The organism is Peribacillus sp. FSL K6-1552, assembly GCF_038005205.1.
GTDB classification, from domain to species: Bacteria; Bacillota; Bacilli; order Bacillales; family DSM-1321; genus Peribacillus; species Peribacillus butanolivorans.
In genome coordinates, this window is the sequence record NZ_JBBOST010000001.1 from 4,829,082 (window position 1) to 4,847,446 (window position 18,365).

Here is an 18,365-nt window from a genome sequence, read left to right on the forward strand (position 1 = left end):
TCAAATAATATTTAACTTTAAATTCCCATCTTCCATGTGATAAACCTGGTCGCAGTAAGCCAACATACGTTCATCGTGCGTAACCATTATCGCTGCTTTATTTCGCTTTTTCACTTCATCAGCAATTAATTTCACAACTTCATGAGCACGTTTTGAATCTAAACTTGCTGTTGGTTCATCAGCAAGAATAACGCTTGGCTGGTTGAAAAAGGCTCGGGCAATCGCTACGCGCTGTCGCTCACCGCCAGATAATTCATTAGGCATTTTGTGCATCTTATTTACTAACCCAAGTTCTTTCAGTAAACTTTTTGCAAATTGATGATCTTCTTTATTTACTTTACCCGCCATTCGTTTTATTAAAATCAACTGATCAATTACAGATAAGTAAGGAATTAAGTTAGATGTTTGTAAAATAAAACCTATTTCATTTAAACGGAAGTCGGCTAGTTGCTTCTCATTTAACGACCCCAAATCTTTTCCATTTACAATTACCTTCCCAGACGTTGAGTTTATTAATGCACCGATAATAGATAGTAAAGTACTTTTTCCCGAGCCAGATGGACCTACAATTGCCACCAACTCTCCAGAATTCACTGTTAAAGAAGCCTCTTTTAATGCTGTTAGAGTAGAAGTTCCCTCTTTATATTGTTTTGTAACTTGTTGCAACTGAATACCACTCATTTATTCCACTCTCCCTAAAGCTGTTAATGGATCAATTTTTGTAATTTGCCGGACTGAAACAAGAGAACTTAATAGACTTATAACTAATAAAGTAATTGCGTACAAGACTACTAGCTTACCATCTAAATTAAATGGCATATCTTTAGGGAAGGAAAGAGCTGTCAAGTATGTTAAACCTATACCTACTAAAATTCCCAAAAACGACAAAACGAACACCTGAGCAACAATAGCGTTAGAAATAAATCGATTTGAGGCACCAATTGCCTTCATTACACCAAATTGCGACGTCTTTTGAATTGTAATAACATAGAAAAAAACGGAGATTATAAAAGCCGAAATGACAATTAAGAATGAAAGCATCATTACAATTGTACCGTTCTCTTCCTTATATCCCGGCATCCCTTTTACAGCTGTTGATTTTGTAACAGTTTCAATCCCTTTGAACTGTTTATCCAGCTGGGCTTTATCTAATTGAGGAGCTTTTAAAACAATTGCTTGGACTGGATTTTTAATGCCGTTGTCAGCTCCTGGCGCTGCATACTGATACTCTCTCCAAGTATCCATATTCGCAAATAATACTGGTAAATGGTTGAAGGTTTCATTTTCGACAAAACCAATAATGTTTAATTTCATTTTGGAATTGGAAACACGAATTTCATCCCCAACTTTGTACCCGTCATCTTTTAAATTACTATTAGCTAGAACACCATACTTCTTATTAGTAGAAAGTTGTTTTCCTTCTATTACGTTTGGTTCAATAAATGAATCGGCAGTAATTCCAACTAAAGCTACATCTGTTTTCTTACTGCTATCATCAGTTTTTTCTTTGGAAACAGCTGCCATTGATGACCCAAAAACAGCTGCCTCCTTTACATCTTTATTTTTTTTAATATCGTCAATTAAATTACCAGACATAATAGATTTACTAAACGTAGCACCAGCACTTCTCTCATAAACTACATAATCTGCGGCCAAGTTTTTAATCGTGGCAGCACTTAGTGTTGAAAGACCATTTCCCAGTCCCGATAAAATAAATACTAGCCAAGCAATAAGAATGATAATAATACTCATCATTCCATAACGAAATTTAGCATGCTTTAATTCTTTAATTGCTAAAAACAAATCTAAAATCCCCCTTCAAATTAGTTACACATGTGTCACTTTTAAACAAAAAAATAACTTATATGTCTTATACAAAGATTATACACATAAGTTACATATATGTCACTTTTTTTTTAGAATTCCATTTAGAATCAACTTCTTCGTATAGATGAGCACTTGTTCAGCGTTCATTCCTGAATGATTAGGAATAGAAATACTTTGAAATATAAACCCTAATAACAATTCATTCGGCATGTCCATTTCGATGAAGCCTTCTATCTTTCCTTGCTGCACTACATGGATAAGAGGCTTATATAGTTCGCGGTGCATAAGAGAAAGATGGTTTTTCTTAGCTTCTAATTGTGGATCACCTTTTGTAGGGATGACATCTTGAATCCCAAGAATCAAATGTAAATCCTTGTGGGTGAATATCTTTTGCAAAAGTAAGTTTATCTTTTCTAAAAATGGCAAGGACTCCGAAAGAGAAGAAAAACTCGCTAATGTATTTTTCATTTCCTCTACCATAAAATCTAATAGTAACTCATCCTTATTTTGATAATACTTATAAATTGCAGATCGTGTAACATTTAATTGTGTTGCTAGTTGGCCAATTGTAAACCCTTCATACCCTGTTTGAATAATAAGCTTTTTGGTGCAAAGGAATAGGTCAACTGTATTAAATTTCCGATCTCTCCCCATGTTATAACCTCTTTTCAATTCGTTCCTTAATGTTTATTTATTATTTCATCCAGTTCTATTGTTCAATATATTCTTTCCATAATTTGAAGAGTGATTAATAATTAATCTCTGACAGTTTTCTATATAATGAAGCTCTAGACACGTTTGTAATTTCACAAATTTGATTTACAGTCATACCTCCTTCTTTATATAGCTTTACTGCATAATTCATTCCTGCGTGATTCTCATGATATTTCTTTAACCGACCTTTAAACTTTCCTTCTTTTTTTGCTAGTTCAATCCCTTCACGTTGACGCATACGGATAAGGTCTCGTTCTAATTGGTTAACACCAGCCATTACCGTAATTAAGAATTGGCTATATGGATTATCCTCTGATAAATCTAGCCAAGTATCCTTGAGTGACTTTATGCTTGCTTTTTTACTTCGTATTATATCAAGCAGTTCAAATAAATCCTGCGTACTTCGAGTAATCCGAGTTAAGTCTGTAACATATATAATATCACCTTCCTGTAAATCCTCTAACATTTTTTGAAGTTGCTCGCGATCCTTTGTTGCTCCTGAAACTTTCTCTTCATATATAATATCCATTCCGATTTCGTTCAAATGCTGAAATTGCCTTGAAGGATTCTGGCTAGTCGAACTGACACGAATATAACCAATTTTTCGCAAAATATCACCTCATTTTCGAGACAAGTCTTATGAGACACTCTTAACTATGATTTTATCAGTCTACTACACTTGTATCAATAGAGTACACTCTATTGGTATATAATTGTACTAATAAACTGAATAATTGCAGAGATGGGATGATACAATATGAAAATTGCGAGAGGAGTCAGCAATTCTTATTGCTCCATATTTACCATTTGGTAAATTTACAGCAAAAACATCTCCATTTGTTACTATGTTTTTAGCCTTTTCTTTAGCCATTTTGAATCCTCCTATGGAATAGATACAACCTTAATATTTAATTATAATAGACGATTTTCATCTTCAACTAAACTTCCCCTTTAGTGCCATAAGAAAAGGAGCTGCTGATCAGCTCCTGGTAATGAAGTAAAGTACCTGTTAGTTCTATAAAAAAAAGCGATTCTTATTAAAGAATCGCGCCCTTTTCTTGAATAAATAATTTAATTTTTTTATGGATTCATAAGGGTGGCTTGAAAATTTAATAAATCTCAAGTAAACCAACCTTATGACGACAAAAGAAAGAACCCCTTCAGTATTGAATAGATACATTAATTAATCGAAATTTGGAGAACAATCTAACGTAATAAAGGGAGACCTTTTCTTTCAAGACTCAATACCCATAACTTCTCATGTTCTACATTTTCACCGTCACCTTAAATAGTGAATTTCACGTTTATTAAAGGATAATTATATATTCCTGTTGCATTCTCCATTTCATCTGTGTTGATCTACAAGAATGGGATTACCATCAGGATCTTCAATTGTAAAACTTGCAGGCCCTTCGGTTGTTTCATCTGCTTCAGACAGTATTTTAATTCCATTTTCTTTAAGCTGATTTTGAATGTCTCGAATGTCCGTAAACGAATTGAGATTTTCGGCATTTTCATTCCATCCTGGATTAAAAGTTAGAATGTTCTTTTCAAACATTCCTTGGAATAGTCCAATTATGCAACTTTCATTTTTCATAATGAGCCAATTTTGGGTAATATCCCCTCCAAATACTTGAAATCCTAAATTTTCGTAAAATGATTTTGATTTGTTAATGTCTTTTACACTTAAACTTACAGAGAATGCGCCTAGTTTCATAATTCCTCCCCTTAAAAAATTCATAATTCAGAAAGTTCATTACATAAATTAAGTATACATCATTACTTTGAAGAACACATTTCAGTTTGTCCAATTTTTATAAAGTAAAACCAAAGCCCAGTTAATTTTCCATTAAATGGCCCAATTGTTGAACAAAGGTCAAACAGCACTCTTCAACTAATCTGCCCCTTTAGTGAAATCCACTTTTATTCCCCCTAAAATAAAAATAGTGCCAACTTCTCATTAATAGAAATCGGCACTTCGTTTATTCGCTATACTTTATCGAGTCGCTTTAGGCGGTTGGCACACGTCACATTTACGTTGGTTATTATTTTTAAATTTCGTAAATGTTTTTTCAAAGTTGCTACCACATGTACATTTAAATAGTAACTTTTGAGAAAAACCGTGATATTCCGTCGTTAGCAACTTACTTTCCGAATTGTTCTCAACAAATTCTTTAATTTTACCAATCGTCCATTGTTTATTCATTCTCTTACACCTCCATATTTTATCGCTATGCGGAGGCTTTTCTTGGCATCCGTTCAATTATAGGTAAAAGTAGTAATTATCTTAAGTTATCCATTATAACATGAGCTGGCACTCAATTAAACAGATGGAAGATATCTTATTAAACTCCCTCAGTTTAATACGATTTTCTCACAAATACAGCTACTGTCATAGATAATAATTTTTTATGTTTCTTTTTCATACGATTTCTCCCTCCTTAAAGAAACTATCATTTTACGTTTTGTGTAGAAGCGAACATGAGCAAATCATTATTATCTTTTCGTCCATAATAATGACCAAGTAACCTTTGTAGCTTTGGCTTGCCCGTACTGCCACTCAAACGTAGTCTCCTCTATCCTCGTCGGAGTATTTTTTTATATACTCGATGGAGTCTTTCCTTGGATGTTTAGCTACATAATCCGGTCCTGAAGGATTTCAGGTCAAAGAGGTATTCATTAGACACGAAATAAAACATATACTGAATGATACTTGTGATCAGATTAGAAAGGAGAAATCAGCTTTGACAAAATATCGGATCATGACCTTTGATGGAGGCGGTACCTTAGGTGCTTTAAGTTTACAACTTTTGAACAGACTGGCTCAGCAAAACCCAAAATTAATTAGTCGAACCAATGTTTTTTCGGGAAATTCAATCGGTTCATTCACTGCCCTTGCGTTAGCAAGTGGAAGATCGCCGAAGGAGACACTCCAGTTTTTTAAGGATAAAATCCTGCCGGCATTCAGCGTTTCCCGACCAGGTGGACCTGTTTACAACCAACAATTACCATATTCTGGTTTCATTAAAGCGGTACAAACATTTTTCCCACCAGATCTTCTCCTCAAAGACTTAAAAAGACGAATTGTTGTCCCTGCATTTCATTTATTCTCACCGGAGCTGAATCGTTGGACTCCTGTGTTATTCCACAACTTTCCTGGCTCTCCCTATTTAAATGAGAAAGCGAGTGATGTAATACTACGGAGCAGTGGTGCTCCCGCGACACAACGAGCCTATCAAAACTACGTGGATGGGTATACAGTAGCAACTAACCCCAGTACAGCTAGTATTGCGTTTGCAGTGGGGAAAGCCAAACAGCCGTTGGATCAAATTGCGGTATTATCCATTGGAACAGGTGAAGAGCCGACTCAATTAAGAAGAGATACGAAGGGGTGGGGGATGGTGAGTGCAGATAACATACGCCCCGAAAATATGAAGAACCTTCCCCCAAATTGGGGAGTTCTTTTGGACCGATCGCCCAATGAACCCTTACTGCCATTTCTTCAAATAGTCGCTAGTGGATCCGGTTACTATGAATCCATGGTCAGTTCTCAGCTTCTAGGAAATCGTTTTTTTCGGTTAAATCCACGGATTCCTAATTTATCCAAAACGGACCCTTCTGTGGTTCCCACTGTCATTTCAATTGCTAACAAAACAAATTTACAACCTGCAATTCAATTTATAGAGAAAAACTGGAATATAAAATTATCCCATAAATCTGATTGATTTTTTCATTTCAAGAATTTGGATTTTTTATAAAAAAACAGCCAGAACCTGGCTGTTTTTATTTATTTATTTATTTATTTATTTATTTATTCAGTTCTTCTTCAACTAAACTGCCCCTTTAGTGCCATAAGAAAAAAGAGCTGCCAAAGCAGCTCCCTTATTGAAGTAAAGCACCTGTTAGTTCATTAAGAGTAGGTTTTCTATAGGGGAACAACGTCCCCCCCTCTCTTGTTCACACTACCCGTTAGTTGAACTGTTAGTAAAAATGAAGCTTATACTAAACAATCAAGGAAACACTTGCCTACTTAGTTAATGGTATTTTAATTTTATTACCAACTTCAAGAATGCAGTCTTGGGGATCCTTAACTGGAGCAAAAATCATAATATATTCATCGTCTTCGCCTTCTACTTCCCCTTTACTAAAAACCGGTTCAACTTTTTCACCAGCTGATTTCAAAAATACACCAGATTTTTTATCATCTACGATATAACCGTATTTTTTATCAAATCTCCTTGCATTAAGGAATTGATGTTCCAATTTACTCATCACTCTATATTTCATTCCGGTTTCATCCCTCATAAGCTTTGTATCTTTTCCTGTAACAACAACTCTTGTTTCTAGTGCTGAAAACTCTACCTGCTTAATCTTGTATGTTACTTTTTCAAAAACGAAATCTTTATTTACTGCTACTGTTTCTCTTTCTGAGATGGCAGATTTACTGAGCTTGAAACTGAGTGGCCATATCGTTTGTACGCTGCGAGTCTCGTTGTTTTCATATATTGTTAAATTTTCAATTTCTAAACGAATGTCTTGTCCTTCATATTCTTTTATTGATTCAAAAGATAATGCTTCAACCACTTTGTTTTCTTTACTATCGTAATATCTGCTTCCCCAACCCACATTATCTAATGATTTCTTTTGTTCATTTCCAACAATTAAGTTGATAGAACTTTCACCCTCAAAAAGGTCGATATAAAAGTTTTTTAAATTTGTTTTTTTACTTTGATAGGTTAATAAGAGTTTTGTCTCCTTATCATCCATCATCACACTCTCAAAATGCACGGTTATGTCATGCTTTTCATCATAAAATGTTTGATCAACAGCTTGACCATGTCCTAGATCAATTGCAGTTCTTACACCTGTATCATCAATATGCTTACTCGAAAATATTTTATCATATACCTCTTGAATAGCTGCTAATACGGGTGTAAAAGTTAATGTCGAAACAACAATCAAGCAAACTGCTGCAGCTATTGAAAACCTTTTGTAAAGTTTTCTTTTCTTGTTGCTTTGTTGCTCTAATTTTGCTTTTTCTAAGCCAAGTTTTGTTCTTTCGTGTAATTCTTTTGGAATCTTAATTTTTTCTAACTCTTGCTTTATATTACTCACGAAAGATCAGCCTCCTTAAATTGTTTTCGAAGTTTACCTAACGCACGATATAACACCGATTTTGCTGATCCTATAGGCATATTTAACAAGTCTGCAATTTCTTTAAATGAATAACCCTCATAGAACTTTAAAATAACGATACTTTTTTCATCTTCATTTAACTGATCTAGTAATTCTTGAAGTGTTATAGAAAGAGGAATATCTTCATCCTCAAAGCTAATGCACTCATCATACTCTGGTTTAAGTTGGACCACATTTTTATTCTTTCTAACTAAATCAATGGAACAAGTGATTGCTATTTTTATTAACCACGTCTTGAAATACTCTGGATATTTCAATGTTTCTATTTTTTTGAATGAGCGATATGCCACCTCTTGAACCACATCTAAGGCATCACTTTCATTTTTGACATATACATAAGCCATCCGATAAATATCTTCTTCATATTGTTGGAAAAGTTTTAAAAAGGCTTTATCATCACCTTTTTGAGCTTTTTTCACTAATTTAATAATTATCATTCACCCTCTCCCTTTTAAGTCTTACACTCATTAGACAAACTAGAGTTTCATTTGGCTTAGATTTTTTTATATTTTCTCAAAAAAAAATCTGAGGCCAAAATAAACGAAGCTTTATCTATTTTGTAATCTTTCTTGCACTATTCTGCTCTTTTAGTGCCATAAGAAAAAGGCTGCCTCGATAGTTGCATAAATCGAGTAGGAGGAGGCGCCTAGCCTCCGACCTCTCACACCACCGTACATACCGTTCGGTATACGGCGGTTCAGTTTAAGTCTGACGTAGTTTTGTATATCGTTCATATAGATTTACTAACCCATGATGGAGCCAATAAACATTATTAAGGGTTTTGTCTAGAATAGGACTATGCGCTATGCGCCAATAACCCTTTCTGCTATTTCCCCATTCATATGCTTTTCCAAATGGGACGCCTAATCCTTTGAGTTTCTTCACCCTCGTTCTTGGCAATTTCCATTGCTTCCATAGGCACATCCTGAGTCTTCTTCGAATCCATGAATCTAAATTCTTCAATACGTTCGGAGTATCAATGAGGGCGAAATACCCCATCCAACCTCTAAGGTATTGCTTTAACTTATTTATTCGGAGTTTCATGGGTATCGGTAATTTTCTCGAGGTCATTTCCCTGATTCGTTTCTTTACTCTCTTCACCGTTTGTTTAGCCAGTAGAACCTTCGGGTTCTTCTTTGACTTCGTGAAACTAAAACCGAGAAACGTTCTGTTCCAAGGGCGATCATACTTCGACTTCTCGTAGTTGACCTTTAGCTTCAGTTTATTTTCAATGAAGCTTGAGATATTTCCCATTGCACGTTTGGCGGCTTTTCGTGTCTTCACAAAGATAGTACTGTCATCCGCATACCTTACGAATCGAAGATTGCGTTTCTCTAGTTCTTTATCTAAATCGTCTAACATGATATTAGATAATAAAGGACTTAACGGACCTCCTTGCGGAGTTCCCTCCTCACTTTTATGAAAAAGTCCGCCTATCATAATGCCTGCTTGAAGGAATTTACGAATCAGTTTGAGAACTCGTTTATCTTCAATTTTCCGCTCTAACATTCCCATGAGCTTGTCATGATTCACTTTATCGAAGAACTTCTCCAAGTCCATATCCACTACCCATGTATAACCTTCGGTTATATAGGACTTTGCCTTTCGAACCGCCTGGTGCCCTTGTTTGTTAGGGCGAAATCCATAGCTATTCTCCGAAAAGGTTGAGTCATATATCTTAGTCAATATTTGGGCAATGGCTTGTTGAATGAAACGGTCTAGAACGGTTGGAATACCCAATAGCCGAACTCCGCCGTTTGGTTTCGGGATTTCGATACGACGGACGGGCTGCGGTTGATAGGTACCCTGTAAAAGGGCAGTTTTCATGTTGTACCATTCGGTTGCGAGGTGCGGTCTCAGGTTTTGAACCGGCATTCCATCTACACCATGGCTTCCCTTATTTCTTTCTACACGCTTCAATGCCTGTATTAAGTTTTCCCTCTCTAGTATCTGTTCCATTAACATCGTTGATATCCTTTCCCTGCGTGGACGAGATGGTCTATTTGTGCCTTTATCTGCTCCGCCCTTTTGAAGTTCCCCGTGTATTCACCACTTCTTCCTTCAAATAAGTTCCGTTAGGAATTGTTTGCTTCTTCGCAGATAACGAACGCCTAGTATTCATCCTCCTTAATCTGTTCGGTCCTTCCTTATCTTCTCGAGTAGACAAGTACTATGACCTCTGCTGACTTCTGATGATTCAGCTGTCCATCACTGGACAGGTTACCAAGTGTACTTGGCTGTCATCAGACCTCCCCGGGTAAGAGTGCAATCTTTCCCTCCATCTATCTGCTTCATTTACTCTGTACCACCTTCGGCAGTAAGGACTTTGTTTTGTTTCGCAAACTCATCCAATGATACCTAGCCTTATATGAAGTTCGTGTTCCTCAGACCGGAGGTTTGCCGCTTGCTTCCTTCAGATTCCACGTCACCGTGGACACCCTTGCATTAAGCTAACCACTACTACTGCCTTCATGGTTCGGGACTTTCACCCTATAGATTGCACCCATGCCGGGCGCACGAAAAAGCTGCCTTAAAGACAGCTCTGATCTTCAGCTAACGCACCTGTTAGTTTAAGTACAATGTTTCACAAACTTAATGATAAAGATTTTTGAAAAATCTTTATCATAGTCATAATCAGCCAGTGTTTTCAGTTCCTGAATAAGCTTCCCATCAAAAGAGTTAGTGATTTACAATTCGTGTATTAAGAAATAATAATCCTAAACACCAGTCCTCATCCTTTTCTTCTATTGCCTTTATATTGCAGTTTTAAAAAAAGTAAATTCACTTCGAAGAATAAAGTTCTTCTTATTCAACTAAACTGCCCCGTTAGCAATAACAAAAAAGGATCGCGCAGCAATCCCGGTTCCTCAACTCTTGTACCTGTTAATTTAATTATAATCCTTCACAATTTCAATAGAGTAAAGTCTACTGAGACATAATCAAATCACACCTTAAATTAGGCTTCATAATATCTCATAAGACTTGTACCAAATGCTTATCATTCTAAATCCCATTTTCCTGATGCTACCCTGGTAGGATCCCTAGAATAACAATGACATCCTTTTAAAGTAGATTACTTTAAATAGGATGATTTTTTATGCAAATATGAATAAGGTATGCAATTTTACATGTTTTTGGAACTTAATTGTGGTCTCAAGTACAAATTTCATCTCATTTGATAAAGGATTTTTCTTAAGGCTTGTGTCACCACAAAAGAAGGTCGGTTACTAATTATGTGAAAATGGCATATTTTTTGCTTTGTTTTATGTGTAGAAACTAAAACAGAAATAAAGGGGGTTGTTATATGTCAGATTCAAAAGGGATGAAGAGGTCGTTAACGCTTATTCCTGTTGTTCTATTTGGTTTTTCATTTATGGCGTTGGCCACTGTGTTTAGTACATATGGAATCGCGGCTCAATTATCTCATGGTATGGTTCCAGGATCCTACTTACTCGCTTTAGGTGTGATGTTCTTTACGGCATACAGTTATGGACAGATGGCAAAGGTTATACCTTCAGCAGGTTCTGCTTATGCGTACACACAAAAATCAATCAATTCTTATGCTGGTTTTCTCGTAGGTTGGTCGATTTTAATGGACTATTTATTCATTCCAATGGTCAATTACTTATTATTTAGCATTTTCTTCTCGGCAGCTTTTCCATCTATACCGGCATATGTTTGGGTATTAAGTTTACTGTTGATTGTGACAGTGATTAATGTGATAGGCGTAAAAATGGCGACAAAAGCAAATGCTCTCCTTACAATTTTAGCCATTCTTTTCATCGCTATATTTATCGGATTATCCATTCGTGAAATTACCGGTGGCACAGGAACGGGTACACTTTGGAGTTTTGATTCTTTTTATAATACGAATGAGCACTTTTCTTTCATAGTCGCAGGAGCAGCACTTCTTTGTTTCTCATTTCTTGGGTTTGATTCTGCTACAGCATTTGCTGAAGAGACGATTCAACCTGAAAAAACCATTCCCCGCGCAATCTATATCATCATGTTTACAGGAGGAATTCTATTTATAGCCGTTTCATATTTTGCACATAACGTATGGCCTTTATATGATACGTTCAGTAATGCGGATGCTGCAGCTAATGAAATTATTACATTAGTTGGCGGAAAAACATTTGCTACTTTCTTCTTAGCTGTTTATGGATTCACCGCCTTTGGATCTGCAATGTCTTCTCAAGCAAGTGCATCACGTGTCCTCTATGCAATGGGGCGTGATGGACAATTACCGAAGCGATTCTTCGGAACTCTTCATAAAAAATATAACACTCCTGTTAATAACATTCTTGTAATTAGTGGATTTTCACTACTTGCATTAGTTTTAAGTTTGACATTAGTTGCTTCATTTATAAATTTCGGAGCCTTCCTTGCCTTCACTTGTGTTAATCTCTCTGTAATTTTTTATTACTTTATCAAGAACAAACAGCGATCCTTCAAAGGAACCATTCTATATTTAATCATCCCACTTATTGGAGCCGTTCTTGATTTATGGTTACTTGTGAACTTAGATATTCACTCAAAAGTACTTGGAGGGATTTGGTTCGTGCTTGGGTTTGTATACATGCTGGTATTAACAAAAGGATTTAAAGAGTCACCACCAGAAATAAACTTATCAGGTGAACATACTTAAAAATAAAGGGGAAATTATCATGATAAAAGAAGATACAATAATCAAAAGTAATAGCATTTTTATAGGATTAAGTGAACAGCCAGAGTTAATTTGGCATAGAACTTGCACTTTTTAAATAAAACAAGTGGCATGCGAAAATAAGATTTTACTATATAAGGAGAGGTTACAATGCCGATCATAGCAGATATTGTTATTAGTGGGAATGCAGTTTTAACCGGGTCAACAGACTCTCCCGCTCCAGCGTCTATATTAATCAAGGAAAATAAAATTATAGAAGTTTTAGAATTAGGTTGTTTTGCTGAATATGTAGATAGTCAGACGAAGATTTACCATTTTGGTGATCAACTGATTATGCCGGGTTTCCATGACTTCCATATCCATTTGTTGTTAGGAGGTTTATTGAATGATAGCGTTCGGCTCAATTCAGCGAAATCGGCAAAAGATGCCGCTGAGATGGTTAAAGCATACGCAGACACCAAAACAGATGACCCCTTTGTCATAGGGTGTAGCTGGGAACAAAGCCTTTGGGAGGATGGGCAGCCGCACCGATCCTTCTTGGACGAAGTAATTTCGGACAGACCTGTACTGTTATATCAGGCTGAATTTCATAGTGCATGGGTGAATTCCAAAGCGTTGGAATTGGCAGGGATCGATAAAAATACGAAAAATCCTCCATACGGCGAGATTGTTAGGGATGAAAATGGGGAGCCTACAGGATTATTACTTGAGCACGCTGTAGGTTTTGTCACGAAAGCATTACCTATTAATCTTGAAATGCAAGATAAGTTACTCAATAATTTTTTACGTGAAGCAGCTAAATACGGAGTTACTTCTGTTCATGATTTATTAAGGATCCCAGAAATGGGTGTGGAAGAAGCTGAATTGTATGGTGAATATGAAAAACAAGGTAAGTTAACTGCAAGAATTCATTTTGTTGCTCCCTTAAACGGAGATTTGGGACTGGCAAAAAGTTTACGTGAGAAATATACATCCAATTTGGTTCAATTCTGTGGCTTCAAGCAGTTTGTCGATGGAGTCACCACCAGTCATACTGCCTATTTGCTAGATGAATATGCAAACAATCCAACGACAAAGGGGAATACAGTTTTTCCTGAGGAGACGATTAAAAATTGGACAGTAGAAGCTGATGAAGAAGGATTTCGGGTTCGCTTCCATTGTATTGGGGATGGAGCGGTTAAATTAGCCTTGGATTCTTTTGAAGCAGCACAGCGGAAAAATGGGGTGAGAGATTCCCGTCATGTAATAGAGCATGTAGAAATGATTCATCCTGATGACATTGAAAGGTTTAACAAACTAGGAGTACTTGCCTCTGTTCAGCCAGAACATATCAACGTTTCACAAAGGGAGGTGTACGAGGACTTAATCGGGCAAGAGCGAATGAAATATACCTTTTTACTAAAAACGATGATAGATACTGGCACAAATGTTGTATTTGGCACCGACTATCCAGTTGTAAAGTTGGAACCGTTGTCAGGGATTTATCGTGCTGTTACAAGGCTAGATGATGAAGGTGTAACATGGGATGAAAAGGAACGAATTTCATTAAAGGATGCGCTACTTGCTTATACTGCGGCTCCGGCATATGGGTCTTTCCGTGAAAAAGAACTAGGAACAATTGAGGCTGGAAAACTTGCAGATATTATTGTCCTTGACCGTAACTTATTTGATGTCCCATATGAGGAAATCAAAAATGCAAATGTTGTTTTTACCATGGTAGACGGAAGGGTTGTCCATGAAATTGTTGAGGAGGTATCCATATGAGCAAAGTGAAGATAGGATTAATTCAATTGACTTGTGATGAACGAATTGAAGTGAATGTAGAAAAAACAAAAGTGAAGGTCAGAGAAGCTGCAGCTCAAGGAGCAAAGGTTATTTGTTTACAGGAACTCTATCATTCTGAATACTTTGCTCAAACAGTTTCTGTAGAGAATTATCAATTAGCAATCCCTTTAGACCACGTAGCTATAAAGGAGATGCAGGAACTTTCCAAAGAGCTAGGAATCGTGTTAATCGTTCCTTTCTATGAATGGGTAGCAAAAGGGATTTATTTTAATAGTGCTGCAGTTTTTGATGAAAATGGACAACATTTAGGCACAACACGGAAAAACCATATCCCAGACGGGCCTCAATACCATGAAAAATATTACTTTACGCAAGGAAATACAGGGTATCCAGTGTACGATACGAAATTTGGGAAGATTGGAATCGGCATCTGCTGGGACGAGTGGTTTCCGGAGGTAGCCCGTATTTTGACATTGAAGGGAGCAGATATACTATTCTATCCCTCCGCAATTGGTTCGGAGCCGGATCATCCAGAGCTATCCACTAGAAGAACCTGGACCAAAGCCATCTCTTCACACGGCATTCACAATGGAGTATTTGTAGCTGCGGTTAACCGAGTCGGCCAAGAAAAAGATATGAGATTCTATGGTGGAAGTTTCATAAGCAATCCAATGGGGGATATTGTCCAATCATTAGATGAAGAGGAAGGAATCCTGGTCCAGGAAATCAATATAAAAGAAATCGAGTTTGCAAGAAATCTCCTACAATTTTTAAGGGATCGACGAACGGATACATACGGGCCGATTTTGGAACAATGTTAGATAAGTAAGTAGGAATCATTTATATTACTTCATCTATTAGAAAATGTTGAATCCTATAAAACACTAATTGGTAACTCTTTTGAAGTTAGCTCAAATAAACCGAATAAATGTTATGTAGATACAAGAGCATAATGCAACTCTTGTTATATTTCGTTCGGATTATGTATATGAGGAAACAAATAATAATCACGGATTGGGGTCCTACCAATTTATTGAATTAAAAAAATAACATAATAAACTGAAGGGACTGCCTTATTTTATATAAGACAGTCCCTCTTCCTTTCATTCAATCGTTCGTCATCTTGCTGGTGATTAGACTTCATATGGATCGTCCTTCACCTTTTCTCAAATTTCATCTGTCATGATGAACTCTTCAATCATCGTGTTTAGATCGCCTGCCAATTCAGTGGCTTTTGGTATGGCGCTAGGAAGTTTTATTCACGCCTTCCCAATTAGCTGTATAAGAAAATTACTCTGCATTTCACTTTTTTGTACAATAGACGCACTTTTTCGAAGTAAAGTCCTGTCTCACTATTTAGGTTATAATTGCGGGACGATACCTAGCAATTTTTTAGCCTTTAGCCATATCGTCAATCCAGTTGTCCAAAGGATTAGTGCGGAGCCAAAGCCGATTATCGACAACGGTGCAATGATTTGATGTTCAAACAGCGTGACACTCTCAGGCACAACCAGTAATGTAATAATCGCAAGTAAACAGAGGAGTAATCCGGTAAAATAGTAGATTCTTAATTGAAAAAGATGCGCCAAAGGTAAAAAATGAATACCCACAATTAAGGCGATAATTGCCGGTATTAGATCAGTAAAATTAGTTGCGTTACAGATGGCAATTGCAATCCCGATTGCCAAACCTTCCGCAATGAAGGTTATGTTAAACCAAAACCTTATACGCTTCCAGCGCCTGGCATCTTCTTGTGAGACCTGATTAGATAATCGTTTTGATGCTCGTATTAATGAAATCCCACCAATAATCAACGTAATACCTACGAAAACAGCAGCTAACTCCACGTAAGGAAATCCCCAACCTTGCAATCCCATTACACCTGTGCCTGCCCAAAGCGTACCGAAAAACGCCATGAATAGTAAACCACTTGCAGATCCGCGAACAGCAGCTCTAGAAATGATTCTTGAAGTTTGTACCATAAATAAAGGTTTCCTTTCATCTTAAGTATTTGATCATTACACCTTTCATTGGCATTGGCGATAAAAAAAACTACATCCCTTTTTCATTATATTCGGGCGTGCAAATTACTGAACTATTCTGCCCCATTTGCTCTTCAAAAAAAGCGACACTTCATTATTGAAGTATCGCAACAGTTCATTCAAGAAGAATTGGGTTTAGAATAAATTCAGTTATCTTTTTCTGCGAAGCACCTTTATTATAAGTCCAAATAAAACTATACCAGTTAAAGAACCCACAGCGTATGACCAAGAGAAGTAATCAAAGATAAAATAAACTATCAACATACAAGCAAAATATCCTGCTGCAAAATATTACATATTATAAAACATGTATTTCTTGTTCAACAATCCTGCCCCTTTAGTTGCATAACTAAAAGGTTGCCTCAGCAACCTCCCTTATTGTAGTAAAGCACCCGTTAGTGAAACAAGAAAAAGGCGAAGTAATTTACTCTTCAAAGGCACCTTACCGAATGAAAGGTAACCTTGGGATACAATAAAGAATTAGATGTTTCATGACAATAAAATTATTCCGTTAAAGGGCCAGATTGTTGAATAAGATAGTAGTTTAGTTATATAGATTATAAAAACGCATAATGTTAAAATTTTCAGAGTATTAAAAAAATAATATTAAGGGGAGGATTATAATGAAACAAAAATTGTTGGTATTTCTGTCATTTTTGGCGTTAACCACAATGTCATTTTCTATTCCCAATGTAGAGGCTGCAAGTTATAACGGGAAGAGTCCAGTTTCTACTGGTTGTCAAAATGATGCCTACACGGCAGTTTCTACGAGTGTGAAGAAGGATAATGGAACCATTGTTGGAACAATTCAGGTAAAATATAGTCCATCCTGTAAGTCTGCTTGGGCGAAAACTACATTTAATTCTGCCTTGCCATCCGGTTATACAGGGAATGCCTTTATTCACCAGTTTAATTCCGATCATTCGATAAAGCTCCGATCATATGATTGTAATAGTTCTGGAGGAAATGGAAAAGTACTTTCCGGACAAAAATCATGTTATACCCCCATGGTTGATGATCCAGTGGGAAATTATGCGAAAGCAGAAGGATATCGATCAACAAGCTCGAATCCTTTTGAAGCTTATGGTATTACTGGATACTATTAATAGGGGTCCTGCCGACAAAACGCGAATACGATAAGACAATTTTTGGAATAAAAAGCCCTGAATTTTCTACGCTAAGTAGAAGATTCAGGGCTTTGTTTTAAAGACTTATCTTATTGTTGATCACACTTTTTCTTTAATATCTTTTTCATCATATTGTTTAACAGTTAGCCAAGGTTCAATTAGCATTTTTAAGTCCTGTTGAAATATGGTAGAATCCGCATTAATTTTGTTAATTCGATTATTTGGTTCGATAACTTATAACAATTGGAATTTTTTATACATGTGGCCCCTTAATCCTCGAATCGTTTCCGTGCCCCTAATAAAGTTGTATCGTTTTGAAAAAAGATTGATTGAAATATGGGCTATATTTGATGTTAAACGTTGATTTAACAACGTTTATAAATTTTTTTAAGCAAACTTTTTTATAAAAATTGAGTTGCTGTTATAAGTTATATCATTGGTTCTGATCAATCTTTTTTAATAAAAATGGAATGAATTCATTTACAAAACAAATGTTTAAGATCAATTCTTATCAAACTTTTTTATAAAGCTACATCTTTCACTATCCTGCCCCTTTAGTTGCATAACAAAAAGGTTGCTTCAGCAACCTCCCTTATTGAACTAAAGCACCTGTTAGTTCTATAAGGCTTAGTAGAGTTGAAACATACTGTGTCACAAATTATTTATATAAAATCAAAAAATAACTGCTCCCAAAAGAGCAGGAGCAGAAAAAAAGATGTTATTTCACAACTTTAAGAGGAACAAGTACTTTATTAAAAAAAGACGTTTCGAGCTTGGCTAACCAACCGTTTCCGTTTTCTCCATTAGCTACTTGAGCAGCGTGTTTTTTGTGAAATTCTGCTACGCGTTTATTATGCTCTTTATGCCATTGGTGCATAGAATTATGTTTCATTCTCATTACCTCCTTTCCGTTTAATTATATTTCTAGAAAAGTTGAATAGAAAGTGCTTTTTATTCAACTTTTAAAAGAGAGGAAATCGATAAGTTAATAAATATAAATATGCGCAG

The 18,365-nt window shown here is 36.2% G+C and carries 17 protein-coding genes; 5 read left to right on the plus strand and 12 right to left on the minus strand.

Features of this window, described 5'->3' with window-relative positions:
• The 7 genes from NST21_RS23180 to NST21_RS23210 all read right to left on the minus strand — a co-directional run bounded on the left by NST21_RS23180 (position 1) and on the right by NST21_RS23210 (position 4,747).
• Positions 1-681 (minus strand): ABC transporter ATP-binding protein, encoded by a 681-nt coding sequence (locus tag NST21_RS23180; protein ID WP_340891536.1) that lies wholly within the window; start codon positions 679-681, stop codon positions 1-3.
• Positions 682-1,803: an ABC transporter permease gene (locus NST21_RS23185; protein WP_340891537.1), complete on the minus strand. Its 1,122-nt coding sequence runs from the start codon at positions 1,801-1,803 to the stop codon at positions 682-684. It lies immediately after the preceding gene.
• Between the two features lie 102 nt (positions 1,804-1,905).
• Positions 1,906-2,481 carry a TetR/AcrR family transcriptional regulator gene (locus NST21_RS23190; RefSeq protein ID WP_340891538.1) on the minus strand — a complete coding sequence of 192 codons (576 nt, stop codon included), beginning with the start codon at positions 2,479-2,481 and terminating at the stop codon, positions 1,906-1,908.
• Between the two features lie 94 nt (positions 2,482-2,575).
• Positions 2,576-3,151, minus strand: a complete 576-nt coding sequence (locus NST21_RS23195) for a recombinase family protein (RefSeq protein ID WP_340891539.1) — start codon at positions 3,149-3,151, stop codon at positions 2,576-2,578.
• A 108-nt stretch (positions 3,152-3,259) separates the two neighbouring features.
• The gene (locus tag NST21_RS23200; protein WP_340891541.1) at positions 3,260-3,412 is read right to left on the minus strand and encodes a hypothetical protein; all 153 of its coding nucleotides are present in this window, start codon (positions 3,410-3,412) and stop codon (positions 3,260-3,262) included.
• A 474-nt stretch (positions 3,413-3,886) separates the two neighbouring features.
• Positions 3,887-4,258 (minus strand): VOC family protein, encoded by a 372-nt coding sequence (locus tag NST21_RS23205; RefSeq protein ID WP_056529927.1) that lies wholly within the window; start codon positions 4,256-4,258, stop codon positions 3,887-3,889.
• A gap of 279 nt (positions 4,259-4,537) precedes the next feature.
• Positions 4,538-4,747, minus strand: a complete 210-nt coding sequence (locus NST21_RS23210) for a hypothetical protein (RefSeq protein ID WP_328114595.1) — start codon at positions 4,745-4,747, stop codon at positions 4,538-4,540.
• A gap of 538 nt (positions 4,748-5,285) precedes the next feature.
• Between NST21_RS23210 and NST21_RS23215 the strand changes: the two genes are divergently transcribed.
• Entirely contained in the window at positions 5,286-6,266 is a 981-nt protein-coding gene (locus NST21_RS23215) for a patatin-like phospholipase family protein (protein ID WP_056529925.1), read from the plus strand.
• 301 nt (positions 6,267-6,567) lie between these two features.
• On the opposite strand, the gene NST21_RS23220 is transcribed toward NST21_RS23215, so the two are convergent.
• The 3 genes from NST21_RS23220 to ltrA all read right to left on the minus strand — a co-directional run bounded on the left by NST21_RS23220 (position 6,568) and on the right by ltrA (position 9,702).
• Positions 6,568-7,656, minus strand: a complete 1,089-nt coding sequence (locus tag NST21_RS23220; protein ID WP_340891542.1) for a DUF4179 domain-containing protein — start codon at positions 7,654-7,656, stop codon at positions 6,568-6,570.
• A complete protein-coding gene (locus tag NST21_RS23225; protein WP_340891544.1) occupies positions 7,653-8,174 on the minus strand; it encodes an RNA polymerase sigma factor in 522 nt (173 codons plus the stop codon). Before NST21_RS23225 ends, NST21_RS23220 begins: the two co-directional genes overlap by 4 nt.
• A 265-nt stretch (positions 8,175-8,439) precedes the next feature.
• Positions 8,440-9,702, minus strand: coding sequence for a group II intron reverse transcriptase/maturase (gene ltrA / locus NST21_RS23230; protein WP_053344638.1), 1,263 nt, complete (start codon positions 9,700-9,702; stop codon positions 8,440-8,442).
• Positions 9,703-11,041: 1,339 nt separating this feature from the next.
• Here ltrA and NST21_RS23235 point away from each other — a divergent pair.
• The 3 genes from NST21_RS23235 (at position 11,042) to NST21_RS23245 (ending at position 15,009) form a co-directional block, all read left to right on the plus strand.
• Entirely contained in the window at positions 11,042-12,385 is a 1,344-nt protein-coding gene (locus NST21_RS23235; protein WP_340891546.1) for an APC family permease, read from the plus strand.
• A 168-nt stretch (positions 12,386-12,553) separates the two neighbouring features.
• Positions 12,554-14,167 (plus strand): amidohydrolase, encoded by a 1,614-nt coding sequence (locus NST21_RS23240; protein ID WP_340891547.1) that lies wholly within the window; start codon positions 12,554-12,556, stop codon positions 14,165-14,167.
• Complete coding sequence (locus NST21_RS23245) at positions 14,164-15,009, plus strand: carbon-nitrogen hydrolase (protein ID WP_056529917.1); 846 nt, start codon at positions 14,164-14,166, stop codon at positions 15,007-15,009. Before NST21_RS23240 ends, NST21_RS23245 begins: the two co-directional genes overlap by 4 nt.
• 540 nt (positions 15,010-15,549) lie before the next feature.
• Here the strand turns inward: NST21_RS23245 and NST21_RS23250 are convergent.
• Positions 15,550-16,170: a hypothetical protein gene (locus NST21_RS23250; RefSeq protein WP_340891548.1), complete on the minus strand. Its 621-nt coding sequence runs from the start codon at positions 16,168-16,170 to the stop codon at positions 15,550-15,552.
• A 683-nt stretch (positions 16,171-16,853) separates the two neighbouring features.
• On the opposite strand from NST21_RS23250, the gene NST21_RS23255 reads away from it, so the two are divergent.
• A complete protein-coding gene (locus NST21_RS23255) occupies positions 16,854-17,336 on the plus strand; it encodes a DUF2690 domain-containing protein (RefSeq protein ID WP_056529740.1) in 483 nt (160 codons plus the stop codon).
• Positions 17,337-18,075: 739 nt separating this feature from the next.
• Here NST21_RS23255 and NST21_RS23260 read toward each other — a convergent pair.
• Positions 18,076-18,249 (minus strand): hypothetical protein, encoded by a 174-nt coding sequence (locus NST21_RS23260; protein ID WP_169803995.1) that lies wholly within the window; start codon positions 18,247-18,249, stop codon positions 18,076-18,078.
• Positions 18,250-18,365: the final 116 nt, after the last annotated feature.